The following is a 24,220-nucleotide window of genomic DNA, read 5'->3' on the forward strand; positions in this document are numbered from 1 at the left end:
ATTATGTTAAGAATAAACGATTATTGGCTAGCAAATAGTCTATCTAGAGTTGATTAATTATGTGCAGGAGGTCTCGTGAAGCTTAGTTCGATTATATTTTTAGCGATGATGTCAGTCAGTTCATTACCATTACTTGCTCAATCTAACTCCTTACCTAATGGGCCACATATCGTGACCTCAGGTAATGCAACGATTAAAGCCACACCAGATATGGTCACTTTACTAATTAATGTTGCTGTAACTGAAAAAAATGCTGCCTCAGCTAAAACGGCGGTTGACGCACGTGTTAAGCAATATTTTGACTTTCTCAAGGATAAAGGGATAGAAAGTAGCGATATCAATGCGGCAAATATCACGACTCAACCGAAATATGAATATGATAAAAGCGCCGAAAAATCTAAAATAGTCGGTTATACTGCGGAACGTTCAGTAGAAGTTAAACTATATAAACTAGATCAATTGAATACTTTATTGGATGGTGCCTTAGCAGCTGGTTTAAATGAAATTAATTCGGTGCAATTTGGTGTTAAGGATCCTAAACATTATCGTGATGAAGCTCGTAATAAAGCAATTGACAATGCTAAAGCGCAAGCAGAAGCGTTAGCAGCAGGATTTAATGTTAAATTAGGCAAAGTTTATAGTATTAATTATCGAGCACCTGATGCAACCCCTTATCCAATGCCAAGAATGAAGGCTATGAACCAAATGGTGGCTGCTGCTGCCAGTGATAGCAATCAAACTTATGAACAACAGAGCATTGATTTTACCGATCAAGTTGATGTTGTTTTTGAATTGAAACGTTAATTGTTATTTGCCACATTATCATTATCTGTTTGTTTTAATATCTGGCGTCCAGTTTTTACCAGGGCGTCAGTTACCTTTCTCATTGTCCTGCTTTCAGGCGAAAAGCGGTGCCAGTATAGCATTCTACGCTGACATAGTCCGGGCGTTAGGTCGACTAGTTCACCTGAATTTAATTCATCAATAATTTGTAAATGTGGGATCATACAACAGGTTGAGCCTTGCTTAGCAAGTTGAACAAATGCCTCTGATGAATTCACAATATGGCAAGGAACACTACCCGGAGATAGGTTAAAATTCTGTTGCACAAAAGCTTGATGCATATCATCTAGATGATCAAAAGCGACAGCAGGTGCTCTTAACAGTGAGGCTTTTGTTACCCCGGTAGGGAAATAACGCTCAGCAAAAGTCGGTGAGGATACAAATAAATAATCCAGTGCACCCAATTTATCTACCAGGCAGCCAGGTAAAGGCTCTGGTTGAATACTAATCGCGCCAACGACCTCTCCTCTACGTAGCAGCTCTTGAGTCCGGGTTTCATCTTCGACTTGAATATTAAGACGAATAGGGCTGTCATGTAGTACTGGATTAAGAGCCGGCAGGAACCAGGTTGCTAAACTATCAGCATTGACTGCCACTGATAGTAACAACGGGGTTGTGCCATTACTTTCGTCACCAAGCCATTGCTCTTCTAGTAATTCCACTTGATGTAATAGCGCGAGTAGTTTTTGTCCTTGCTCAGTCGGTTGAGGAGGGATAGTCCTCACTAATAATGGTTGACCAAATAGGTTCTCAAGCTGCTTAATTCGTTGGGAAACGGCAGATTGAGTGATACATAACTTTTGCGCAGCGCGTTCAAAGCCGCGTTCACGGATCACAGTATCCAATGCTTGTAGTGCTCGATAGTCAGGGCGTTTAATCACGAAAAAATCTCTTTAAAATTCAATTCAGATGTTATTCTATATCTTACTATGCAATATTTTTCCAATCGATAGCCGGGGAAATTTCGTTATACTAATTAATTAGTAGGTTTTAGCAATAAAAAATAATAGGGCAACTAATTATGACACAGGATGAATTAAAAAAAATGGTCGGCTGGGCTGCTTTGGAATATATCAAACCAGATATGGTGGTTGGTGTTGGAACAGGCTCTACCGTTGCGCATTTTATTGATGGCTTAGCGACACAAAAACATTTAATTAAAGGTGCAGTCTCAAGTTCGGTTGCTTCTACAGACAAATTAACCGCGTTAGCCATTCCTATTCTTGATAGTAATGATGTGGATGGTATTGATATTTATATTGATGGTGCTGATGAATTTAATCCAGATCTAATGATGATCAAAGGGGGTGGCGCTGCCTTGACGCGTGAAAAAGTCATCGCTGCGATGGCTAAGCAATTTATCGCTATAGCTGATAAATCTAAGCAAGTTGATATTTTAGGTAAATTTCCATTACCTGTTGAAGTGATTCCGATGGCGCGCGCTTATGTCGCTCGTCAATTGGTAAGGTTAGGAGGCATGCCAGAATATCGGCAAAATGTGGTTACTGATAATGGTAATGTCATTCTTGATGTTCACAATTTAGAGATCCTAGATCCGATAGAGCTTGAAAATAAAATTAATGCGATTGCCGGCGTAGTAACGGTAGGTTTATTTGCCAATCGCCCAGCAGATATTATTTTGCTGGCAACACCAGCTGGAGTAAAAAAATTAACGGCTAACAGCTAATTATTTGGTGGTTTTTAAAGTGCTGACCGGCTATTAAGGTAGTACTTATTGCCTGGATTAAATTTATATTTTTTTACTCTCAAATTTAGTGAGTTATATCATAATAATTGATTTAATATGATAAAAATCTTATTTTTTCCTCTTTAATTTCCTTTTTGTTCGTTATAGCGTTTTAGTTGAGATTTATTTCGTTGCCTGGGTAAATGATAGTATTGCTACTGGGAAAATTTTTGTTATGTTTGTATGACAAAATAGGTGATCGCCGTAATCTTAATGATAGGATGGGGTAAATGGTTAATGTATCTTTACAAAAACAGAAAATTAAATTTTTGCTTTTAGAGGGTGTGCATCAAAGTACAATTAATAATCTGCGGGCAGCAGGCTATGACAATATTGAATATCATGAAGGTGCATTATCAACAGAAGAATTAATCGCAGTGATCCCAGATGTCCACTTTATCGGTATTCGTTCCCGTACCTATCTTAGCGAACAGGTATTAGCCGTAGCTGAAAAATTGATTGCAGTCGGTTGCTTTTGCATTGGCACCAATCAAGTTGATATTCAAGCTGCGGCTAAGCGGGGCATTCCAGTTTTTAATGCGCCATTTTCCAATACACGCTCTGTGGCAGAAATGGTACTTGGCGAATTACTATTGCTTTTACGTCGTATTCCAGAAGCGAGCATGAAAGCCCATCGTGGAATATGGAATAAACAAGCCAAAGGAAGCTATGAAGCACGGGGTAAGAAATTAGGTATCATTGGTTATGGTCATATTGGTACTCAATTAGGTATCTTAGCTGAAAATATTGGAATGAATGTTTATTTCTATGATATTGAAAATAAGTTACCGCTAGGTAATGCTTGCCAAGTTCCTACTATGACCGAATTACTCAATATGAGTGATGTTATTAGCTTACATGTTCCTGAATCAGCGAGTACTAAGAATATGTTTGCCAAAGAACAACTAACCTTGATGAAACCCGGCGCGATTTTGATCAATGCTTCACGTGGTAGCGTAGTTGATATCCCGGCCTTAGCTGAGGCGTTGAAAAGTCAGCATATCTCAGGTGCTGCAATTGATGTATTTCCTAAAGAACCGGCCAGTAATGGTGATCCTTTCAGTTCACCGTTAATAGGTTTTGATAATGTTATTTTAACCCCTCATATTGGTGGCTCAACGCAAGAAGCACAGGAAAATATTGGTTCTGAAGTGGCTAATAAGTTAGCAAAATATTCTGATAATGGTTCTACTTTATCGGCGGTCAATTTCCCTGAAGTTTCATTACCTATTCATACTGACGATACTAATCGTTTATTGCATATTCATGAAAATCGTCCGGGGATGTTAAATCGTATTAATCAGATCTTTATGGAAGATGAGATTAATATAGCGGCACAATATTTGCAAACCACCGGCAATATTGGTTATGTTGTGATTGATATTACATCGCAACCGGCAACGACGGCAAAAAGTTTATTACAAAAATTAAAGTCTTTACCTGGTACGATCCGGACACGCCTTCTTTATTAAATTAATAAATTTTACTAATTTACTTTTTTCCAATAGATTGCCCGTTAAGGCGGGCTGATTTTTATTTATTGTGTATTAACATGTCTATTTGACTAGAGATGAATATTTCTATAATTAATAACTTACTTATTAATTAATATATTTAATTTAACATATTTTATTTGTAAATATAAAATACAACCAATTTATTCTATTTTATAAAAAAAGCGCTTATTATTGACTTTATTGTAATTTAAATTCATTTAAGGTTTTATTTAGTTAACTAGGCAACCGATACTGTAAGGAGGTTATTATGTCAATTAATGGAATAAGAAGGCCAGATATTATTTTTGTCAAACTAAACATATTTTTGAAGATTTTAATCAAAATATAGCACTCTTGAAAGAAAGGTATTTTAAACTAGTTTAACCGATAAGCGCTTTCAAATTGATGAAGGAATATGTTACGGCTTGTCTTTAATGTACATGTGCCAGTTTGCTCAGCGTGGTTACGCGTAAGGTGATAAATTCTTAGAATCAATTAAAGAATTAAATCAATTAAGCAATTTAGAAATAACTAGTTATATGGATGATTACGAAAAAATCATTATTGAAGCTAAAAAACGACATGCTAATACCAAAATTAATGATTTACTGAATGAAGCAATTTATTTACATAATTTTATTAATAAATATGCTCTACTTTATGCAACAAATTTAGTTAACATAAGACAAGTTATTAATGAAAATAATAAAAATATTATGCAGGTATGCAGAAGTAATAAGCATTTTGTTGAGAGAAAATATTTTAATTATTTTTTTGATATATTTTATGCAGAAAGTATTAATCAAAATATTGAGTTGATTCAATTTAAATGGCATAGAGATCTTTATGTAGAATGGAAACGTATTTGTATAGAAGACAATATTTTTTCTATAAAAGATATTTTGATCAAGTTTAATCAGGCAAAAGCAAATATCATTAATTCATATTCAAGGGATATTGAATTTTTTCTTTCTAATTATAATATTGGCTATGAAAGTATAATTGGAATAGAACGGTATTGTTTGCTAGAGACCTCCTCTCAATCTTTTGTTGATATATTGAATAGATTCCGACCTAATTGTGATGGTATTTATTTAAATATTGGCTTAAATGCTCATTCGGTGATGCTAACAATCGAGAATGATGAGGATCATAAGCCAGTTTTTACTGTATTCGATTCAAATGTAGGAGTTTATCATTTTACCGATAAACAAAAATTAATGAAGTTTTTTAATCAACTTGCTGCTATCTATGCGGTGGAAAAGCAAGCAGATGGAAACTTCACTTTTGCCATGGGAAGTTTTATTAAAAAGAGTCACATTACTCATCATCAAAATGAGCAGAAAGAAAAACAGTTAAATCGTTTTTTGGTTAATGATAATGAAATTTCGATTATTGCATTAGCTAAACTGGCTAATAGTCAACAAAAAATAAAAATTGATGAGAAAATATCATTAAAATTTATTACCATGGATGAAAAACACGAACAACTCAGTTAGAAATTATTAACCATAAAAAAACTTTAATAAAAAAATTAAATTAACTATCGATAGCCTATCTGCGGATGAAATAAAGTATTTTATCCAACAACATAAACAAGATTTAGATAAATATCAGGGTAAACGAATATATTTAAATAAACGCAATGGCCATTATGATGTTTATCGTAATTCTTATCAGAATAATATTGCTATGTTGCAACAAAATATTGTTAGGGGAAAGAAACAGTTAATAACAACTATTTGACCATAAGATCAATTGCTGATTTTAATATAACTCTGGTTAATCCCGGTTAAATTGTTTACCAACGCCATCTTTTTGAAGGTGTAATTATTTCTGGTAATGGGATATCCCATCGTGCGGTAGGAATTTTATCAACCAATTGGCAGTCATGCGCCAATCCAATCGGATAAAAGTGTTTTTTACGCCAATTGGCAAGCAACCTATCATAAAATCCGCCGCCCATACCTAATCGTTGTCCTTGTTTATCAAATGCGACTAGTGGCACGAACAGAATATCTAACTGTGCTACTGGCATCACATCCATAACATTAAGTGCTGGTTCATCGATATGAAAGCGATTTTTTATCAGTTGAGTGTCAGGGCTATAGTGTAAAAACAGTAGTTGATGGCGATTGAAGGGATGCAAAACAGGTAGATAAACTTTTTTGTTTTGTGTCCAAAGTTTTTTAATTAATAGATGAGTATTGATTTCACCATCAAATGAAAGAAATAACGCCAAATGGGAGGCAGATCGGATAAGTTCGTGTTCTAACACCAGGTGAGTTATTTTATCTGCTGCGCTATTTTGTTGCTCGCATGTTAATTGTCGACGATATTGGCGAACTGTTTGCCGGATAATTTTCTGTCGTGCGACTAGATTATTAGACATAAAATTGGGAATTATTAATTTGGCAGCAATAAAATAATACGGTTTTTTATAATTGTATCATTCAACTTTTATTGACTGAAGCATAGTATATTTAAATGGTAACATTGAAAGTATAAAAGTAAGCTCATTGAGGACCTCCAAGATGCCGTTGCAGGCTGTAACCCTTGAACCCGGGGTTCAAGGTGAACGTAGTATCGTTAACTTTAGGCTTCCTAGTGGCTAGGCTTTCCCTAGCTGACCAGGCATGCACACCATAAACAGATAGCCACATTCTAAGTGATTTGAAATATCGGCTCAGGGGACTGACCCGCTGACGAGCATCTCAGAGAATTCTAAACTATATCTTAGTATCTATTGTATGAAAGTAAATACAGAAAGCAACCTATTCTTACTCTATTTTGGTACCAATGTTGTTTTATTCATCGGTTTTATTCTAACGGAGTAATTGTTCGTCCAGTAATGCGCGCTTGTTCTTGCAATGCCTGTTCGATCGTATGTTGCAATACACGGATTTTTTGTTCCATATTATCAGTGTAGTCCTGAGTTTTGATTTTTTCTTGCGCAAGTTCATGACAAATGTTTAAAGCGACGATAAAAATAAGTTGCTCGGTATTTGTGACACCAGTTCGATTTTTTAGATCTTTTAGCCGTTGCTCTAGCTCAGCCGCAGACGATTTTAAGGCATTTTGTTGTTCTTTGGGGCAATTAACCCTTAATGTTCGTCCCAAAATTTGAATATCAACAGGTTGTGTAGACATTATACCTTCCTGATTATGTGGGGAAACGAAATAGACAAGTAATATTTCGCTGCCCATAATTCTATTGATGCTATCAGAATAATTATGAGTAATATATGTGCAATTTGTGCACTTATCTAGTATAGCGACCGTCCTTGATGGTAGCATATTACATATCAATATTATTAACGTAACTGAGCAGACATGCCAATACAGAAATCTTTACCTAATTATCAAACTCTTGAGCTACTATTGCAACAACAGAATGTTGCTTTAACAGCCGCAGAAATGCACGGCTTAATTACGGGCCTAATTTGTGGCGGTAATCACGATTATAACTGGAAAAAGTCAATTTATGAACTAACCAATGATGGATTAGCTTTTTCACAGATATTAACTAATCCACTCCGTGAGCTTTATGACTTTACATTTGCATCTTTAGATAATAATGATTTCATTTTTAATTTGTTGTTACCTGAAAATGATAAGGTGTCTGAGCGAGCTGATGCCTTAGCCGGTTGGGTTAACCATTTTTTATTAGGCTTGGGGGTTACGCAACCTAAGTTGATGGAAAAAAAAGAATTAAAAGAAATTGTTACGGATTTACGTAATATTGGTATGTTGGGTTATGACAAAAATGACGATCAAAATGAGTTAGAACAGGCTTTGGAAGAGATCATTGAGTATGTTAAGGTCGCAGTTCAGCTCTGTTTTATTGCCTTTATGGAGGTAAAAGATCGGCAAATGAAAGCAAAAAACGATAAACCAACATTACATTGATAGGCATAATATTCTAACCTATTTTGTTGTTAATCGCTTGCGGGAGAAGGCATGACTCAACAACCATTTATATCTCGTCGCCATAAGTTATTAAAAAAAATGGCACCTGCCAGCGCGGCTATTTTTTTTGCCGCTCCATCTGCTTTGCGAAATGCAGATTGTGAATATCCCTATCGGCAACACAGTGATTTTCTCTATTTAACTGGTTTTAGTGAACCTGAAGCAGCGTTAGTTATTATTAAATATAATGAAACCTCTAGTGAGAGCATACTATTTAATCGTGTGCGTGATCAAGCGATGGAAACCTGGTTTGGTCGTCGTTTAGGCCAGCAAGCCGCGATTGCAAAACTGGGCGTGGATCGGGCATTACCGTTTGCCGAAATTGATCAACAACTTTATCAATTATTGAATGGTTTAGCCGCTATTTATCATGCGCAAGGTGAATTTGCTTATGCCGATCAGATTGTTGGTGCAGCACTTAATCGGTTAAGGCAAGGTAGTCGGCAAAAATTAAAAGCTCCATCTACTCAAATTGATTGGCGGCCAATGCTGCACGAAATGCGATTATTTAAATCACCTGAAGAACTCACTCTAATGCGTGAAGCTAGCAAAATTTCTGCTGATGCACACCTTAGAGCAATGCAAACCTGCCAGCCTGATATGTATGAATATCAGCTGGCTGCAGAAATTGAACATCAGTTTGCCAGTCAAGGCGCAAAATCGCCTGCTTATACTACCATTGTCGGCAGTGGGCAAAATGCATGTATTTTGCATTACACCGAAAATGATGCCGTGATGAAGGCAGGGGATTTAGTTTTGGTTGATGCCGGTGCAGAATATCAAGGTTATGCCAGTGATATTACGCGTACCTTTCCAGTCAATGGTAAATTCAGCCCACCGCAGCGTGAAATTTATGACATTGTATTGATGGCACTAAATAGCGCTTTAACTTTATATCGACCTGGGGTCACTATTCATCAAGTGATGGCGGCGGTGATAAAGATTAAGATCGAAGGTTTAATTAAGTTGGGTCTTTTGCAAGGCGAACTAGACAAACTGATCGAAAGTAAAGCTCATTTGCCTTTTTTTATGCATGGTTTAAGTCACTGGTTAGGGCTTGATGTCCATGATGTTGGTGACTATGGAAACAATCGCGATCGTCCGTTAGAGCCGGGTATGGTATTGACCGTTGAACCGGGGCTTTATATTGCACCGGATGCTAATGTGCATGAAGCTTATCGAGGAATTGGTATCCGTATTGAAGATGATATTGTGATCACTGAAGAAGGTAATGAAAACCTGACAGCGGCTGCTATTAAAGATCCTGATGAGATAGAAGCACTGATGGCAGCAGCAAAGTAGGCAGGGGATTAGAAACGATGAAAGTAATTATTGTTGGCGGAGGTATGACAGGTGCGTCATTAGCACTTGCTATTTCCGCCTTCAGTCAGGGAAAGGTTCAAGTTTCATTAATTGAAGCAAGGTTACCTAATAGGGCACATCCTGGTTTTGATGCCAGAACAATTGCACTGGCTTATGGCACTTGCCAACAGTTTAATCAAATTGGTGTCTGGCACGGATTAAAAAAGTATGTGACGCCAATTACTAATATTCATGTTTCTGACTATGGCCATGCTGGCGCGGTAAATATGTATGCCAAAGATTATTCCCTTCCTGCACTTGGTTATGTTGTCGAATTGCAGGATGCAGGAAATTACTTATTTGAGCAGCTTAAAAAAGCGCCGGGTGTTGAATTATATTGTCCTGATGAAGTTATTGCTGTTGAGCGCACAATTGAGCATGTATCAGTCAAATTAACGAGTGGTAAAGTATTAACCGGGAAATTATTAATTGCTGCTGATGGCAGCGATTCCATGATAGGTAAAATCAGTCAAATTGAATGGCAGCGCGCGTCATACCAACAATGTGCAATTATTGCTAATATTTTAACTAGCCAAGCACCACAGGGCCAAGCCTTCGAGCGTTTTACCCAACATGGTCCGTTGGCAATGTTACCTATGTCTAAAGGGCGTAGTTCGTTGGTTTGGTGTCACCCATTGGAAAACCAGCAGTCTATTATGCAGTGGAGTGATGACCAATTTATGACAGAATTACAAAAATGGTTTGGCTGGCGGTTAGGTGAAATTAAGGCCGTTAGTGAGCGTTACTGTTTTCCATTGTTACTTTCGCAAGCGAAAAGATTGATTAGCTATCGATTGGTTTTAGTTGGCAATGCAGCACAAACTTTACATCCTATTGCTGGTCAGGGGTTTAATCTTGGTATGCGTGATGTCATGATCCTTGCCAATATAATTAGTAAAGTAGCCAATCATGGTGGTGATATGGGAGCTTACTCGGTTCTTATGCAGTATCAAATGCAGCGTCATGATGATCGTCAAAGCACCATAAAGTTAACCGATAACCTGGTTCATTTATTTTCCAATAATCATCTAATTTGTGCTATCGGCCGTAATGTTGGATTAATGGCAATGGAAACACTACCACTTATGCGTGACATTTTAGCCCACCAAGCAATGGGACGATCGTTTCATCTCTAGCTATTTAAGAAGGAATATTTTCACTATGCAATCGTTTGATGTGGTTATTGTGGGTGGTGGTATGGTTGGCCTCGCTCTGGCTTGTGGATTACGGGGCTGCGGGATGAGGATTGCTGTTATTGAAAATTCTCCTGTGCAACATCAATTTGATCCGCAACAAGCGCCTTCACTCAGAGTGTCTGCTATCAATGCAGCAAGCCAAAAATTACTCGATTATTTAGGTGTTTGGCAAACCATCGTGCAGAAACGAGTTGGTAGTTATCAGCAAATGGAGGTTTGGCAGCAAGATAGTTTTGGTCATATACAATTTGATGCCAAGCAGCATTATTTACCTGGTCTCGGATATATCATTGAAAATTCGATTATTCGTGGATCATTATGGCAACAGGCTCAATCAAGCAAAGATATTACTTTATTAACAGACAATAGGTTGCAAAAAGTTGTTTGGGGCGAGAATGAAGTATTTATGACTTTTGATAATGAGCAAATGTTGACGGCAAGGTTGGTAGTTGGTGCTGATGGTGCTAAATCATGGTTAAGGGAAAAAGCGGATATTCCGCTTAGCTTCTGGGATTATGAACATACGGCATTGGTAGCCACCATTCGAACTGAGATGCCCCATATGCTAACTGCTCGTCAATCTTTTCATAGCGATAGCATTTTAGCTTTTTTACCGCTACAGGATCCTCATCTTTGCTCAATTGTTTGGTCATTACCGGCAATGCAAGCGAATAGACGCTTGAATTTAGAGGTTTCTGCATTTGAAAAAGAGTTAAGTGTAGCTTTAGATATGCGCCTCGGTTTTTGTCAGTTAATTAGTGAACGTCAGATTTTTCCACTTATTGGCCAGTATGCGCGAAATTTTGCCGGTCAACGTATTGCTTTATTAGGTGATGCTGCTCACACGATACATCCTTTAGCAGGTCAAGGAGTAAATTTAGGTTTTATGGATGTTGCAGAGTTGATTGGACAATTACGGCGTTTGAATAGCGCAGGTAAAGATATTGGGCAGTATTTTTACTTACAAAGTTATGAACGTAAACGTAAACATAGTGCTGTACTAATGTTGGCTAGTATGCAAGGGCTCCGGCAATTATTTGATGGCAATAATCTAGTCAAAAAAATGGTTCGTGATGTTGGATTACTGTTGGCTAATACACTACCAGGCATAAAACCAAAATTGTTAAGCTATGCGTTAGGAGCACATGATATGCCTGAATGGTTAGCAAAAGTCACAACAAATTCATCAGAAATAGTGTAACTTATCGGTGCATTACTTTTAATCTATCGTTTTACATGGAATAACACTGCTGGTTTGAAATAGTTGTTTTAATTAATTTAATTTAGCAATTTGGGTTATTATTTTTACTACTGTAGTTCTCCGTTTTTCAGCTTAATGTTTTACTCTACTATAGGTACTTTGATTTAACAATTTAATTTGTCTATACCTATTAATGAGGAAAATAGAACAATGACGATAAAACAGACTTCATTATATCAGCAGCATTTAGCATGTAATGCAACCATGATCGATTTTCATGGCTGGCTGATGCCATTGCATTACGGCTCTCAAATTGATGAACACCATGCTGTTCGGACAGCAGCTGGCGTGTTTGATATTTCTTATTTAACAATTATTGATCTGCATGGTGAACTGTGCCGAGATTTTTTACGTTATTTATTAGCCAATGATGTAGCAAAACTGAAAGAGCCTGGTGAAGCGCTCTATACGGGTATGTTAAATGCATCGGGAGGCGTGATCGATGATTTGGTTGTCTACTATTTTGATGATGATTACTATCGCTTAATTGCTAATTCTGCCACTCGGGAGAAAGATTTAGCTTGGATCAATCAACATATAGAAAATTACCTAATTGATGTGCAGGTACGAGATGATCTGGCATTCATTGCTATACAGGGCCCAGATGCACAACTCAAAGTACAATCTCTGCTTAATGAACAGCAGAAAACTGCGGTTATGGATATGCCACTCTTCTATGGTAAACAAATTGATGACTGGTTTATTACTACTGTAGGTTATACCGGCGAATTAGGTTATGAGATAGCACTGCCGAAAGAGCAGGCTGTCAAACTTTGGCAAAAATTAATTGATTTAGATATTAAGCCGGCGGGATTGGCGGCACGTGATACCCTTCGTCTGGAAGCAGGAATGAATTTTTATGGACAAGAAATGAGTGAACTGGTGTCACCATTAGCGGCTAATATGGAATGGACAATAGCCTGGCAGCCGGAAGAGCGCTATTTTATCGGACGAGATGCGCTAGAGAGACAACGGCAGGTAGGCACAGAAAAACTAGTTGGTTTAGTGATGCGTGATAGAGGAATATTGCAAGCTGATTTGCCGGTTCGTTTTACTGATACAGCAGGTAAATTATGTGAAGGGATCATTACCAGTGGCACATTTTCGCCTACGTTGGGGTTAAGTATAGCTTTAGCACGAGTACCATTGAATATTGGCATGCAGGCGGTTGTACAAATAAAAAAACATGAAATGCCAGTTCAGGTTGTAAAACCCAGCTTTGTGCGTTATGGCAAAACATTAATTAACTAAAGTTATTTTATTGTATTTTTACGTTTGTTTTATTAAAAATTGGCTGATTAAAAATAATAAAATAGCAACCAACGTAATTGACTAAATACTATTTTAATCAGTTATTTTTATTCAATAAAGCCATATATAATTAATGACAATTGTTATTGATTTCAATGTTATTATCCGTGATAAAATGCAAATTAAAATAAACAACAAAATAAAATATGATGTTGGTGATCAGCGTATCGAGTTTTTATAGCAATTATATGGTAATTATTTTATTTATTTAAATTTGAATTTTTTATTAGATTGTTTTTATAAGTTTAAAATAAATATTATTGATATTAAATTTTTCATTATTAAATATGGAGTGTTTATGAATGAAATAAATATGGAAGAGCAATATAAAAAACTAATTGATTGGATTAAATCATTAAGACCAGCACCGACATTATCAAATCAAGTTTATGACAGTGATTCAAAACTTACATTATCCACAGGAGATATCATTGGCGCTTATCAAGATAAAGATTTAGTGGTTGCTCAACAACTTAATGAAATGAATAGAGACGGGAAGTCGACGGATATTACGGCTGAAAAATTAGCAGAATCGCCAGCCAATGGTCTTGCTATTATAAGTACCATAGCGATGGGTGGCATTGGCTATGATCCGCAAAAACCAAGCATGTCAGGCAATGCTGAGGCATATATGGCTTATGCGGAGGAAATGAAAAAAAATGTGCTAATGATGGTGGAGGAAGATAAGTTAATTGATCTTAGTTATCGAGAAGAGAACTATAATGATCTCATTGATAAGATTGTAAATATATATGATAGTATTACTGGTATTGATAAGAATAAAATTAAAAATTCTGTTACTCAGTTAGCTAAAGCTGCATTATCTTATTCTGAACAAAAAAATACCAATATATTATTTTCCCAAGGTGTTATCGCATCAGCAAGTAAAGATGATGTGAAATTTTATATAAACTCTTCGCATATCTTATTTGAAAGACAAACTGGTAATACTAAAAGTCAGCCTACCGATAAATATGTTTCCCGCATACAAATAAAAAATATTTTGCTAAAAATGCATACTTTTATTTATGATAAGAAAATTGCTGAAATTCTACTTGATACGACCAGAAGTGATTTGGAAGAATGGATAAAAAAAATGAAAACTAAAGCAAAAAATAAAAAAGAAAGTATGAACTATTGTTTTAATGAGAAATAATAACTATTACCTATTATTATTTTATTTATTGCTTAAGAATAAAAGTTAATTATTATTGATTGTCTACATTAAAATATAAAAGGATATTTTATGGGAATATTTAAAGATAAAAATTTATATTCAATTTTGAATGGATCATATAATTCTATTGTTAATAAATATATAGTTAAAGATGAAAATTTAAAATCAGATTGAGTTACTAGTGGAGCAACAGTCATTGGTAATAATGTTGAAAATTTATTAGAACAAGAGTCTTTATTAAAAGAGATGCATAGTAATAATGAAATAGAAAAATTATTACCAATGCTTATTGACTATCCGCAGCATTTTGTAACATCTTTCCTATCTTTTATTAAAGAAATTTGTGATTGGAGTCCCCTTGATCCAAAGAAAGAGAATAATGATGAAAATTATCGTAAATATCTTTCAATACTTTTATCTAGCCCCCTGTTTCTTGTCGAAACTTCGTCTACCCATAAAATTTATTATGATAATAATAATTATAAAGATTTATTAGCAAAAACATTACAGCAATATCAAAATGTATCAGAGCAAGAAAAAAATATATCAATTTATCATTGAAGACACTGATTAGACATTCTGTTGCTAATATTACTGATAAAAATAGCGGTATACTATTTACTCATACCGTATTAAATTCAGAATCTGATGTTGTTAGATTATATTTATATTCAGCCGAAATAAAAATATCTTATGATGAAGAGAACAAAAAATATAAGCCTACTGAGGAATCAGCAGAGAAAATTGAGATATCAAGAATAGAGCTTAAATTTTTAAATTCATCAGTATCTGCTGACGATATGAAACTTATTATTGGTCTTAGATTTATTGTTCTTTCCGATTGGGTAGCACAGAATAATATGTTGCCGCAAAAAATGAATCGTAAATTATGTATTGATTAAGCATAGTGATTAAAAAAGAGTAATTAATCAAGTTATGATTAGAAAATAATCATTAATAAATACTGTAAGTTAATTAATAGAAATAACATTGGATTTCAGTTTAAGAATATCTATGAAAGTGATTTATTATTTTTTATTGTTATAAAATATATTATTAGAATGATATTCATTGTTATGTTTTTTATTGTAATACTACTTTTATGTATAAGAGCTATACTGTTATTTAACCAAGGAAAGGATAAAAAATGGAAAATACAACTACTTCTAAAATTAATAATGACAAAACATTAGAAACATCGCTAGATGAATTGTATCAATCATATTCACAAATTGACGCATCAATAGTAGATTGTGGTTTTGGTGGTCAACTTGATAAATTTTCATTAAAGGAGATAAATGATTCAGAACTACAAATGGCAGATAGTATAGTTAAAATAGCTAATATTCTGACTGATGCTATAGTTACTTTTCCTGTTGCAATAGGAACTGTGGTAACAATAATAGATAATATTAATCAGCTAGATCCTATTAGTTCCCTGGCAGCTGCTATTGCTCAACATTAATGATCAATTAACAGTAATAACCGATATTTTTATTGATAAAAGATTTGCTCAAGTTGAGCAAATTGAAATTAATGTGGCTACCAATGATACGGGTGAGAGGCGCTATACCTTCTATAATAGAGGTAGGGTTATAATGACATGTTTGACATTAAATCAAAGCCGGGTTGAAGTAGTAGTGCCGATTTAGCTCGACATAACAGTATTGCATCTGATTGAAACATGGCCAATCAGCGTGTTATTGACAGCCAGACTGATGGATTACACCCTAACGCTAAACCTACTGACTGGGATCCAACAGTATTTTTTACCAATAAAATGAATAAGGTTACATTAATTAGGTATTAATTTTATAACAGGGATATTTTCAGGATCCCTGTTTTGCTATATGAAAACTGCTTATCTGAATACCTTTTTATTAGCAATCGACGGATATGTTATTCCTCTTCCGACAATGAGTAAGGCAAAGGCTGAATAGTGAGCTGACTATTGGTTTCGCCAACCAGCCGAAAAATACTCTCTTTAGGCATATCATTATTCATGACAACTTGCACACTAATAAAACCTTTTGTCATGGTAACAGCAGCTAATACTGTTCCAGTGCGCCGCCAGTTATCACCTATTTTCCACTCGATAGCATCTCCAGTTTTTGGCAGCGTATTTGCTGTCCCGGTTAACCAAAACATGGCACGCTTATTGGCGCCGCGATATTTTGCTCGAGCGACCGTTTCCTGCCCGCTATAGCAGCCTTTCTGAAAACTAATACTTGCGGGTAATGCTTGTAGATTAACGGCTTGAGGAATAAATTGTTCACTATTCTCAACATCAATATTAGCAATTCCAGCGGCAATATCGAACGCTAACCATTGCTGACTATCACCATGTTGGGGGAAATGTTTTGTTAGTTCAGCAGCAGTTGCGCTATCAGTAACAATTAAAAAACGTTCAAACGGTAAACTAAAGTGCAGTAAAGTCGTCTGCCCTAGATGAATAACGGGCTTTTCCTTATCGGGTAATAGAGAAAAATGGCTGCTCAATGCGTCACGAACTTCTTGGCCGGCAGCACCTAACAGCACAGTATTGTGCTGCTGGCTGAGTGCTATTTGCGAGAAAACCGCGTATTTTTTCAGTTCAGCAAGTTGTTTTGCTGCCACGCTAGTGCGTAAAATATAGCCAAAGCCTTGGTTATAATGAAATAAACGTAGTGTGCTCCACATTTTTCCTTTGGCATCACAGTGGGCGGTGAATATATGTTGTTGTGCAGTTAATGTAGCAATATCCGCGGTTAATTGACCCTGTAGATATTTTTCAGCATCAACCCCTGTTGCTGTGATGAAACTCCAATCATTAAGTGACATTAACGTTAAGGGTAATTGATGGTCTATTTCACAAGTTGCTGGTGTAAATCTATTTAGGCTTGTCATGTGTTCATCCGCTAGTAACCTGGATAAGAGTAGTCATAATGGTAAAATAGCTAACAGACAAAGCAAGTAATATTATCAAAATTAACTAACAAAATTAATGTCGAATAATTTATCTATATAAAGTTTTTAGTTAGTGGTTAGTTGTGGTTTTTACAAAAATGTTACTTAAATCATTTCGATATTGATGAGAATTTGCTACGCTAAATTCTGATATGGAATCAAAAATTATTCACAAAAGTTTTTAAGGTTATTTTATCGTATGGATATCAATAATAAACCCAGGATCCACTGGGCTTGTCGCAGAGGAATGCGTGAGTTGGACATCGCCATTATGCCTTTTTTTGAGTATGAATATGATTCACTCACAGAGGATGAGAAATGTCTGTTTGTTCGTTTACTAGAGTGTGCAGATCCTGATTTGTTCAACTGGTTGATGAATCATGGACGTCCTGATGATGATGGTCTTTATCATATGATTCAATTGATACAGAGTAGAAATAAACAACGTGGTTCTTTGGAAATTTAATATCAATGTTTCGTGGCTGACACAGCTTTTTTCAACGGGTGTTCATGTGGGAATTGGCTTGTTAGTTTTCTTTTCATCTTGGCCGCCAAATAATCTGGTCACTTGGTTGATAGCAACCTTATTAATTGTGGCAAGTTGGGTAAGGAGTCAAAAAAATATAAGTCGTTGTAAAGGTAGTTTAGCTTTACTTAATGGTAATAAGATACAGTGGAAGAAAAGTGAATGGCTGATTGTTAAAAAACCTTGGTTTTGCTTATTTGGTATAAAACTTACTCTTCGTTCATTGCAATGTAATAAGCGGATTCGGTTATGGATTGCTTCAGATAGTATGCCAGAAGAGGAGTGGCGCAATTTAAATCAATTGTTGTTGCAGTACCCTGATATTTGATATGAAATAGAAGCCTTATAATAAGGCTTCTATTTCATTTAATATTTGCATACACCACTGTTCTATCCGTTCATCCGTTTGTTCGAATTGGTTGGTTTCATCGAGCGCTAGTCCGACAAATTGGCTACCATCAGTGGTTAATGGTTTAAGGCTACTAAAGGTATATCCTGCTGTAGGCCAAAAGCCGACAAATTTTACATGCATCCGTAATAGCTGCTCATAAAGCATACCTAGTGCGTCAAGAAACCAGTCGCTATAATCGATTTGATCGCCTAAACCATATAGGGATACAATTTTGCCGGCTAAATTTAACGAACAGAGTTCATCCCAAATTGCTTGCCAGTCTTCTTGTAGTTCGCCGAAATCCCAAGTAGGAATACCTAAAATCAGAATTTGGTAATTTTCCATTAATTGCGGCGAAATATCTTTAAGATTATATAAATCAACTAATTCTTCACCTAGATTATACTGGATTTTTTCTGCAACCATTTCGGTGTAGCAGGTACTGGAACCATAAAAAAGACCAATTTTCATTTTGCAACTTGTTGTCATTTTGCGAGTAATAATAGAGTATTATAGCAGAAAAACATTAAAAAAATATTATAATTCAGTTAATTAAGGTTAATTTATAGGTTGAACTATAAGTCATATTATTTCATTAACGTTAATTAATATGGCTGTTTTTTTGATATGCCTCATATTATCATCAATAAAGATAGAAAATAATTATTTTTAACCTATCCTCTAATTAGTCCTTGCAATTTCTACGCCTTATTTGTTCATTCTATTCTTGTTAGATAGAGACTTTCCCTGGTGTTGTGTTTGATATGTTTGCCAGTTAAAACTGGCTTTTTTTTATGCTATTTTCTATTTTTTATAATATTTAATCTTATTTCTTTCAGATAATGGGATAAAAAACCAGATCTTAATCAGTCTAAAAGATAAATGTCGCGATCTGGTTTTAAGTTAATTTGCTAAAAAATTACCACATGGCAAGATATTATATTATTAGTGATCATATTTAGCGCTTATTTATTGTAAACGCCTTTGTAGTGTACTAATTGCTCGGCGTACATTAGGTAATGGACCAATATTTATCCATTTATTACTAGTTTGATGGTATCCTTGCGGTGTGCCTGTTTCGATTAACAGTGAACGCATGTCTTTTGGTTTAATAACCTCACCAATATATTGTTTATACCATGATTGGATCGCCACAACAGCGGAAGCAACAATCGGCGTAGCAGATGATGTACCCGAAAAAGTATGGGTATAATTATTATGCTCACCGGTATTGTATAAATCGTTATAACCGGTTGTGACAACATTTAGCCCCCATCCTTGCACATGTATCATGCTGCCATAAGTGGTGAAATCAGTGGGGATCAAGTATTTTTTATCGCCCGCACCAACACGAATTGCACCGTTATCACCATCGTCATTACGATTTCTATATTCATTGTATAATTTATGATCTAAATCTTCAGCGCCATTGCCAGCCGCCATAATGACAATAATGCCGGCATCAGTGGCTTCTTTTGTGATATCCCAAACCGCTTTTTGGTAATCGGCTGGGACATATTTATTACGTGGCCCCATGGATTGTAATTCATAAATAAATACGTCTCCCGCCCTTAAGTATTTTAATGCTTTAGCAATTCCATTAACTCGTCCTGCTGGCGCTTCTGAAACACCATAAAAAGTATCTGCTCCATGCACTAATCCTTTTATACCCAATCCCATATCTTTGGCATACATTATTCCAGCAACTGCGGTGCCATGTTCATTTTTAAGTGGATACTCAGGTGATAGATTTATAAAACTTTTTCTTTGTAAATTAACATGCTCAAAATCAAATCCACCTTCTATATCGGCGCAGCGGATCCCTTGACCAACTATACCAAGTGACCAGGCATACTCGATATCAATACCAATATGATTTGAGGTTGTCCCACCTTGATAGCCTTGGAGAGGGTTAAAATTAGGGGTATTATAAATTTGCTCTGTCTTATTATCTAATAATTGCCTGAATGGCGGGGGCGTATCGGTATGTTCAATATAGGCATATTCAACAAAATCATAACTATTTATTTTATCCGCTAAACGTTGTAGTTCATCTAATGGCAAATTGTCAGCTTCTTCAACGTAGCAAATACCAGTAAGGTTTTGGCAATTAATCAGCTGGTTTTTCATTGTTAGTAAATCATCATCAACAATAGAATAGTAATTAAAATTATTTAGAAACCCATCCTTTAATATTGTAGGTTTTAAAATTAATTTATTATTATCTTTTCTTTCATGGATAACAGATTTATTAAATTTTATAATAAATTTATGTTTTTGCATTGTTTAGCTCCATATTGTTAAAGATGATTATCATAATTATTTTGCTTATTTAGCGAAGAAAAAATTAGCATAATAAATTTCATTTAAGATAATTAAATTTGATGAATATTTTTTTATTTAATTTAGTCATAAAAATTAATTGATTTTCATTCTATTAATAGTTTAATGAAATCAGTTTTTTTATAACTGATAGGCAGGGATAATTAGTTTTTAATTTAACATTTATATATGCTTAAAGTCTATAAGATAGTTTTTATTATTATAAGAATAAAATTTTAGCTTATTACTAACGACATAATTTTTTATCTTTATCTGAATAATAAAATTTATGAAGAACAAACCTATTATTTGAATTGATAGTAATATCTAATCACTAAAAATGTTATTGAGTTCACCACTAGTAACAGATTTTTATTGTTATAATAGGTTTGAAATTTTTTCAAATGACGCATAATAACTATTGAATTAGTATAATTCGATCGTTATTAAAGCTAATGTATTATTTCCTGCTGTGCTAGGATCATCATCTTTAATAACTATCTCTCGGGATTGTGAGATAGTACCATAGGGTTCATAAATAAAAGTTTCTCCATTAAGTGTTTGACGTTGTCCGCCATTAAATACTTTATGTAAAATAATCGTGTAGTGATTAAAATTAGCAGGAATATCTGTTACGGTAACAATATATCCTTTACTCGATTGCTGATAGTTGGCATCGTCGTATTTTAATTGGTCATTTTGGTTGGGCGAATTTGCGCCATTTGGTACTGGTTTATTATTATATAACACTTTATTTCTATTACGTGGTGGAACATTATTGCTGCCATACCAACGCTCATTATCGATTAAAGTAGCAGGGATCGCGGTATCAATATAATATTGTGATTGCAGTTTGACTCCTGTGGGTAGCTTTGTTTGACCGCTTTCGCCGACATTAGTGGGATCGGCTGTATAATTGGCCACAAGAATGTTTATTTGATTGTTGGCATTAATTGCGCCGGTTGTTGTTATGCCAGTTTTGGAGGTGTCTGTTAATTTGATAATTGATGAATCACGCTGAGAAGCAAATTGATTATATAGCCAAAATGCCTGGGCAGCATAGGTAGCATAAGCACTATTATCAAACAGACCAAACTCTGCTCCATCAGCTCGATATAGATAGGCTTTATCTACGCCAGCCTGTTCTGCGTGGATCAAAAAAGAGAGCAAATAGGCAGCAGCAACATGACTTTGCAGCTTAGTATTATTAATTTTACTGGCGTTAGCCGTTAAGGCCCATTCAGTTATATAGCATTTAACTTGCTGGAAGCCATATTTATTTAATGTACTGCGAACATACTCTTGGATTTCATAAATATTTTTTGGATTGGCAGTATCGATTGCGTAATAGTGATATGAGTAAAAATCAAAAGGAACATGATTATTTTTTATATAGGTAATAAAGTTATCGACAAAATTTTCATTCTTAAAAACAAATGCTGTTCCGCAACTACCAATTTTTACCCAGGGGGCAGTTGCTCTAATTGTATTGGCAACGGCACAATAAAAATCATAAAATTCGATAACTGCGCGCTGATTATTTTCGGGTGTTGCCCAGAAAAAACCAAGATCGGGTTCATTCCAAATTTCGTATTCAGAAATTGGATAAGCCAGACCTATCAAATGATAGTTAATACTATATCTTTCTACTAATTTTTTTACTAATTGACAATATTTTTCAATATTGGTGGGTTTTTGTTTACCACCATTAAGCATTCTTCCTATTCTAAATAATATATTCGGCTTTTGTTCGCCTTGATAATATTTATTAGATAAAGATTTTTTAAGATAGGTATCGGTTGGTTGCCAATTGAATAGAGGCTCTTCTTCAGCAGAAAAATATTGTGGGGCATTTAAGCAAATAGTTCTTCGATTAAAAAAATCATCCGCGTAATTATTTATTTGTTTTTTAACATTGTCTGGCGCATTATTTGTTATCTGATCAAGGTAATTAATATCTGTTGTATCAAAGCAACTATCGATATCACAAACACCGTACCAATCATGAGTACGAAGATCAACGATCCCCATTTCAGCAAATTGTTGTTCTAAATCGGGTAAGCCTGGTGCTAATGAAATAGGTGTACCATTAGCTTGGTTTAGAAAGATGGACTTACCAATTGCTCTTTTTTCTACGCCATGTGAGTTTTCAGTTGTTGGAGTGGCAGAATAGACAATATTTACTGGCATATTTATTATCCTTTTTAATTATAAATTTGATTGTTATTAAAAAATTTATATTCGTAATGCAATAAACAACTTAATAATTTGTCATGTTAACCATCTATTTATATTGATTAGATTATTTTTTGTTTTATTTTGTATAGCGTTTTTTTGGGATGATATATTATTGAAATATCAACTTATTAAAATATCAATTGGTTATAACGGAATTAATTAAATAATAGAGTGGTTGATTTGTTTTTTTAATTTATTTTTATATTTTAAAATGGAATGTTTATAATAATATCATCATGATTTTTATTTTTTACAAATTTAAATATCGATAATAAGTAATCACTTATAAAAAACTAATGAGAGTCAATAGTTTTTTATTCCTAATTGACAATATTTAATACTATAATTAATCAGTTGATATTGATTTAAATTATTAATTTAATTAGTTATATGCAATTATCATTCTAATTTAATTAATAAAGAAACAATATTCATAAATGTGAAGATGACATTGTGGCAGAAAGCATTTTTTGAGGCATAATATGGTGCAATTAATTTACTAGGAGTGCTGTTGTGTCAACTGAAAAAAATAGAGACAGTCATCCGTTGATAGAACAATTTCTCGATACTATTTGGCTTGAGCACAATTTAGCCGCTAATACGCTTTCTTCTTACCGTACTGATTTACAAGCATTAGTTAATTGGTTATCGCGCCATGGTCATGATCTGCTTACGGTGGAGATCATCGATTTACAATCTTTTCTGGCAGAACGGGTAGAGGGCGGTTATAAAGCCACCAGTTCTGCTCGTTTACTGAGTGCCATGCGACGCTTATTTCAGTATTTCTATCGTGAGAAACTGCGCACCGATGATCCGACGGCACAATTGTCGGCACCTAAATTGCCGAAACGGCTTCCTAAAGATCTTAATGAGAAACAAGTTGAAGATTTACTGCATGCACCTATCACTAATGATTCGATTGAATTAAGAGATAAAACGATGCTTGAAGTGCTTTATGCATGTGGGCTACGTGTTTCTGAACTGGTTGGGCTAACATTAACAGATATTAGTTTACGTCAGGGTGTTATTCGGGTAGTGGGAAAAGGTAATAAAGAACGATTGGTACCCTTGGGTGAAGAGGCTATTTATTGGTTGGAAACTTATTTAACCGAAAGTCGTCCAATCTTACTTAATGGATTGACTAATGATGTATTATTTCCGAGTAAAAGAGGTACGCAAATGACACGTCAGACTTTTTGGCATCGGATTAAACATTATGCAGCAATTGCTGGAATTGATAGTGAAAAACTTTCTCCTCACGTATTAAGACATGCTTTTGCCACCCATTTGCTGAATCATGGGGCAGATCTCCGTGTAGTACAAATGTTACTTGGACATAGTGATCTTTCTACCACCCAGATCTATACCCATGTTGCCACAGAGCGTTTAAGGCAATTGCATCAACAACATCATCCTCGAGGTTGATTGAGGATCA

General features: G+C 35.0%; 23 protein-coding genes and 1 other RNA gene. 16 read left to right on the top strand and 8 right to left on the bottom strand.

The features are described 5' to 3' along the window. Window positions 1-75 precede the first annotated feature (75 nt). Complete coding sequence (locus WH390_RS04585) at window positions 76-804, top strand: oxidative stress defense protein (protein WP_032115262.1); 729 nt, start codon at window positions 76-78, stop codon at window positions 802-804. Here the strand turns inward: WH390_RS04585 and WH390_RS04590 are convergent. Beyond that, window positions 801-1,721, bottom strand: coding sequence for a LysR family transcriptional regulator ArgP (locus WH390_RS04590; protein WP_032115392.1), 921 nt, complete (start codon window positions 1,719-1,721; stop codon window positions 801-803). The genes WH390_RS04585 and WH390_RS04590 overlap by 4 nt on opposite strands. A 143-nt stretch (window positions 1,722-1,864) precedes the next feature. Here WH390_RS04590 and rpiA point away from each other — a divergent pair, with 143 nt between their 5' ends. From rpiA to WH390_RS04605, 3 genes are all read left to right on the top strand, one after another. Then, window positions 1,865-2,530 (top strand): ribose-5-phosphate isomerase RpiA, encoded by a 666-nt coding sequence (gene rpiA / locus WH390_RS04595; RefSeq protein WP_032115263.1) that lies wholly within the window; start codon window positions 1,865-1,867, stop codon window positions 2,528-2,530. 290 nt (window positions 2,531-2,820) lie between these two features. After that, complete coding sequence (gene serA, locus WH390_RS04600) at window positions 2,821-4,062, top strand: phosphoglycerate dehydrogenase (RefSeq protein WP_032115264.1); 1,242 nt, start codon at window positions 2,821-2,823, stop codon at window positions 4,060-4,062. 563 nt (window positions 4,063-4,625) lie between these two features. Beyond that, the gene (locus tag WH390_RS04605; RefSeq protein ID WP_032115265.1) at window positions 4,626-5,585 is read left to right on the top strand and encodes a hypothetical protein; all 960 of its coding nucleotides are present in this window, start codon (window positions 4,626-4,628) and stop codon (window positions 5,583-5,585) included. Window positions 5,586-5,887: 302 nt separating this feature from the next. Here WH390_RS04605 and WH390_RS04610 read toward each other — a convergent pair whose 3' ends face one another. From WH390_RS04610 to zapA, 3 genes are all read right to left on the bottom strand, one after another. After that, on the bottom strand, window positions 5,888-6,478 hold the full coding sequence (locus tag WH390_RS04610) for a 5-formyltetrahydrofolate cyclo-ligase (protein WP_032115266.1): 591 nt from the start codon (window positions 6,476-6,478) through the stop codon (window positions 5,888-5,890). 130 nt (window positions 6,479-6,608) lie between these two features. Beyond that, window positions 6,609-6,810, bottom strand: a non-coding RNA gene (gene ssrS / locus WH390_RS04615) — 6S RNA. Window positions 6,811-6,906: 96 nt separating this feature from the next. After that, window positions 6,907-7,236 (bottom strand): cell division protein ZapA, encoded by a 330-nt coding sequence (gene zapA, locus WH390_RS04620; protein ID WP_032115267.1) that lies wholly within the window; start codon window positions 7,234-7,236, stop codon window positions 6,907-6,909. 183 nt (window positions 7,237-7,419) lie between these two features. Here zapA and WH390_RS04625 point away from each other — a divergent pair, with 183 nt between their 5' ends. The 9 genes from WH390_RS04625 to WH390_RS04665 all read left to right on the top strand — a co-directional run bounded on the left by WH390_RS04625 (window position 7,420) and on the right by WH390_RS04665 (window position 15,827). Beyond that, the gene (locus WH390_RS04625) at window positions 7,420-7,995 is read left to right on the top strand and encodes a YecA family protein (protein WP_032115268.1); all 576 of its coding nucleotides are present in this window, start codon (window positions 7,420-7,422) and stop codon (window positions 7,993-7,995) included. Window positions 7,996-8,046: 51 nt separating this feature from the next. Next, window positions 8,047-9,357, top strand: a complete 1,311-nt coding sequence (pepP, locus tag WH390_RS04630) for a Xaa-Pro aminopeptidase (RefSeq protein WP_032115269.1) — start codon at window positions 8,047-8,049, stop codon at window positions 9,355-9,357. Between the two features lie 17 nt (window positions 9,358-9,374). Further along, window positions 9,375-10,553, top strand: coding sequence for a 2-octaprenyl-6-methoxyphenyl hydroxylase (gene ubiH, locus WH390_RS04635; protein ID WP_032115270.1), 1,179 nt, complete (start codon window positions 9,375-9,377; stop codon window positions 10,551-10,553). A 25-nt stretch (window positions 10,554-10,578) separates the two neighbouring features. Beyond that, a complete protein-coding gene (gene ubiI, locus WH390_RS04640) occupies window positions 10,579-11,814 on the top strand; it encodes an FAD-dependent 2-octaprenylphenol hydroxylase (protein ID WP_032115271.1) in 1,236 nt (411 codons plus the stop codon). Between the two features lie 210 nt (window positions 11,815-12,024). Beyond that, on the top strand, window positions 12,025-13,125 hold the full coding sequence (gene gcvT, locus WH390_RS04645) for a glycine cleavage system aminomethyltransferase GcvT (protein WP_032115272.1): 1,101 nt from the start codon (window positions 12,025-12,027) through the stop codon (window positions 13,123-13,125). A 358-nt stretch (window positions 13,126-13,483) separates the two neighbouring features. Beyond that, on the top strand, window positions 13,484-14,341 hold the full coding sequence (locus WH390_RS04650) for a hypothetical protein (RefSeq protein ID WP_032115273.1): 858 nt from the start codon (window positions 13,484-13,486) through the stop codon (window positions 14,339-14,341). Between the two features lie 267 nt (window positions 14,342-14,608). After that, entirely contained in the window at window positions 14,609-14,923 is a 315-nt protein-coding gene (locus WH390_RS04655; protein ID WP_032115274.1) for a hypothetical protein, read from the top strand. Beyond that, window positions 14,920-15,264 carry a hypothetical protein gene (locus WH390_RS04660; RefSeq protein WP_032115275.1) on the top strand — a complete coding sequence of 115 codons (345 nt, stop codon included), beginning with the start codon at window positions 14,920-14,922 and terminating at the stop codon, window positions 15,262-15,264. The genes WH390_RS04655 and WH390_RS04660 overlap by 4 nt, the downstream gene beginning before the upstream one ends. A gap of 245 nt (window positions 15,265-15,509) precedes the next feature. Further along, a complete protein-coding gene (locus WH390_RS04665; protein WP_032115276.1) occupies window positions 15,510-15,827 on the top strand; it encodes a hypothetical protein in 318 nt (105 codons plus the stop codon). Between the two features lie 434 nt (window positions 15,828-16,261). On the opposite strand, the gene ygfZ is transcribed toward WH390_RS04665, so the two are convergent. Further along, on the bottom strand, window positions 16,262-17,248 hold the full coding sequence (gene ygfZ, locus WH390_RS04670) for a tRNA-modifying protein YgfZ (RefSeq protein ID WP_032115278.1): 987 nt from the start codon (window positions 17,246-17,248) through the stop codon (window positions 16,262-16,264). A gap of 259 nt (window positions 17,249-17,507) precedes the next feature. On the opposite strand from ygfZ, the gene sdhE reads away from it, so the two are divergent. After that, window positions 17,508-17,774 (top strand): FAD assembly factor SdhE, encoded by a 267-nt coding sequence (gene sdhE, locus WH390_RS04675; protein ID WP_032115279.1) that lies wholly within the window; start codon window positions 17,508-17,510, stop codon window positions 17,772-17,774. Beyond that, window positions 17,755-18,162, top strand: a complete 408-nt coding sequence (locus WH390_RS04680; RefSeq protein ID WP_032115280.1) for a protein YgfX — start codon at window positions 17,755-17,757, stop codon at window positions 18,160-18,162. Before sdhE ends, WH390_RS04680 begins: the two co-directional genes overlap by 20 nt. A gap of 15 nt (window positions 18,163-18,177) precedes the next feature. Here the strand turns inward: WH390_RS04680 and fldB are convergent, their stop codons facing one another. From fldB to WH390_RS04695, 3 genes are all read right to left on the bottom strand, one after another. After that, entirely contained in the window at window positions 18,178-18,696 is a 519-nt protein-coding gene (gene fldB / locus WH390_RS04685; protein ID WP_032115281.1) for a flavodoxin FldB, read from the bottom strand. Window positions 18,697-19,194: 498 nt separating this feature from the next. Further along, entirely contained in the window at window positions 19,195-20,508 is a 1,314-nt protein-coding gene (locus WH390_RS04690) for a S8 family serine peptidase (protein ID WP_052044863.1), read from the bottom strand. A 465-nt stretch (window positions 20,509-20,973) separates the two neighbouring features. Beyond that, window positions 20,974-22,737, bottom strand: coding sequence for a GH39 family glycosyl hydrolase (locus tag WH390_RS04695; protein WP_032115282.1), 1,764 nt, complete (start codon window positions 22,735-22,737; stop codon window positions 20,974-20,976). A gap of 561 nt (window positions 22,738-23,298) precedes the next feature. Here WH390_RS04695 and xerD point away from each other — a divergent pair. After that, window positions 23,299-24,210, top strand: coding sequence for a site-specific tyrosine recombinase XerD (gene xerD, locus WH390_RS04700; RefSeq protein ID WP_032115283.1), 912 nt, complete (start codon window positions 23,299-23,301; stop codon window positions 24,208-24,210). The last annotated feature ends 10 nt before the right edge of the window (window positions 24,211-24,220 follow it).

It is taken from the genome of Candidatus Arsenophonus nilaparvatae, assembly GCF_045346035.1.
GTDB classification, from domain to species: domain Bacteria; phylum Pseudomonadota; class Gammaproteobacteria; order Enterobacterales; family Enterobacteriaceae; genus Arsenophonus; species Arsenophonus nilaparvatae.

What these genes read in the sequence shown, in the direction of transcription:
- WH390_RS04695 (WP_032115282.1), bottom strand. Translation starts at nt 22,737, where the DNA reads ATGCCAGTAAATATTGTCTATTCTGCCACTCCAACAACTGAAAACTCA.
- WH390_RS04690 (WP_052044863.1), bottom strand. Translation starts at nt 20,508, where the DNA reads ATGCAAAAACATAAATTTATTATAAAATTTAATAAATCTGTTATCCAT.
- serA (WP_032115264.1), top strand. Translation starts at nt 2,821, where the DNA reads ATGGTTAATGTATCTTTACAAAAACAGAAAATTAAATTTTTGCTTTTA.
- rpiA (WP_032115263.1), top strand. Translation starts at nt 1,865, where the DNA reads ATGACACAGGATGAATTAAAAAAAATGGTCGGCTGGGCTGCTTTGGAA.
- WH390_RS04625 (WP_032115268.1), top strand. Translation starts at nt 7,420, where the DNA reads ATGCCAATACAGAAATCTTTACCTAATTATCAAACTCTTGAGCTACTA.
- WH390_RS04665 (WP_032115276.1), top strand. Translation starts at nt 15,510, where the DNA reads ATGGAAAATACAACTACTTCTAAAATTAATAATGACAAAACATTAGAA.
- ubiH (WP_032115270.1), top strand. Translation starts at nt 9,375, where the DNA reads ATGAAAGTAATTATTGTTGGCGGAGGTATGACAGGTGCGTCATTAGCA.
- zapA (WP_032115267.1), bottom strand. Translation starts at nt 7,236, where the DNA reads ATGTCTACACAACCTGTTGATATTCAAATTTTGGGACGAACATTAAGG.
- sdhE (WP_032115279.1), top strand. Translation starts at nt 17,508, where the DNA reads ATGGATATCAATAATAAACCCAGGATCCACTGGGCTTGTCGCAGAGGA.
- ygfZ (WP_032115278.1), bottom strand. Translation starts at nt 17,248, where the DNA reads ATGACAAGCCTAAATAGATTTACACCAGCAACTTGTGAAATAGACCAT.
- ubiI (WP_032115271.1), top strand. Translation starts at nt 10,579, where the DNA reads ATGCAATCGTTTGATGTGGTTATTGTGGGTGGTGGTATGGTTGGCCTC.
- gcvT (WP_032115272.1), top strand. Translation starts at nt 12,025, where the DNA reads ATGACGATAAAACAGACTTCATTATATCAGCAGCATTTAGCATGTAAT.
- WH390_RS04610 (WP_032115266.1), bottom strand. Translation starts at nt 6,478, where the DNA reads ATGTCTAATAATCTAGTCGCACGACAGAAAATTATCCGGCAAACAGTT.
- fldB (WP_032115281.1), bottom strand. Translation starts at nt 18,696, where the DNA reads ATGAAAATTGGTCTTTTTTATGGTTCCAGTACCTGCTACACCGAAATG.
- WH390_RS04605 (WP_032115265.1), top strand. Translation starts at nt 4,626, where the DNA reads ATGGATGATTACGAAAAAATCATTATTGAAGCTAAAAAACGACATGCT.
- pepP (WP_032115269.1), top strand. Translation starts at nt 8,047, where the DNA reads ATGACTCAACAACCATTTATATCTCGTCGCCATAAGTTATTAAAAAAA.
- WH390_RS04650 (WP_032115273.1), top strand. Translation starts at nt 13,484, where the DNA reads ATGAATGAAATAAATATGGAAGAGCAATATAAAAAACTAATTGATTGG.
- WH390_RS04655 (WP_032115274.1), top strand. Translation starts at nt 14,609, where the DNA reads ATGCATAGTAATAATGAAATAGAAAAATTATTACCAATGCTTATTGAC.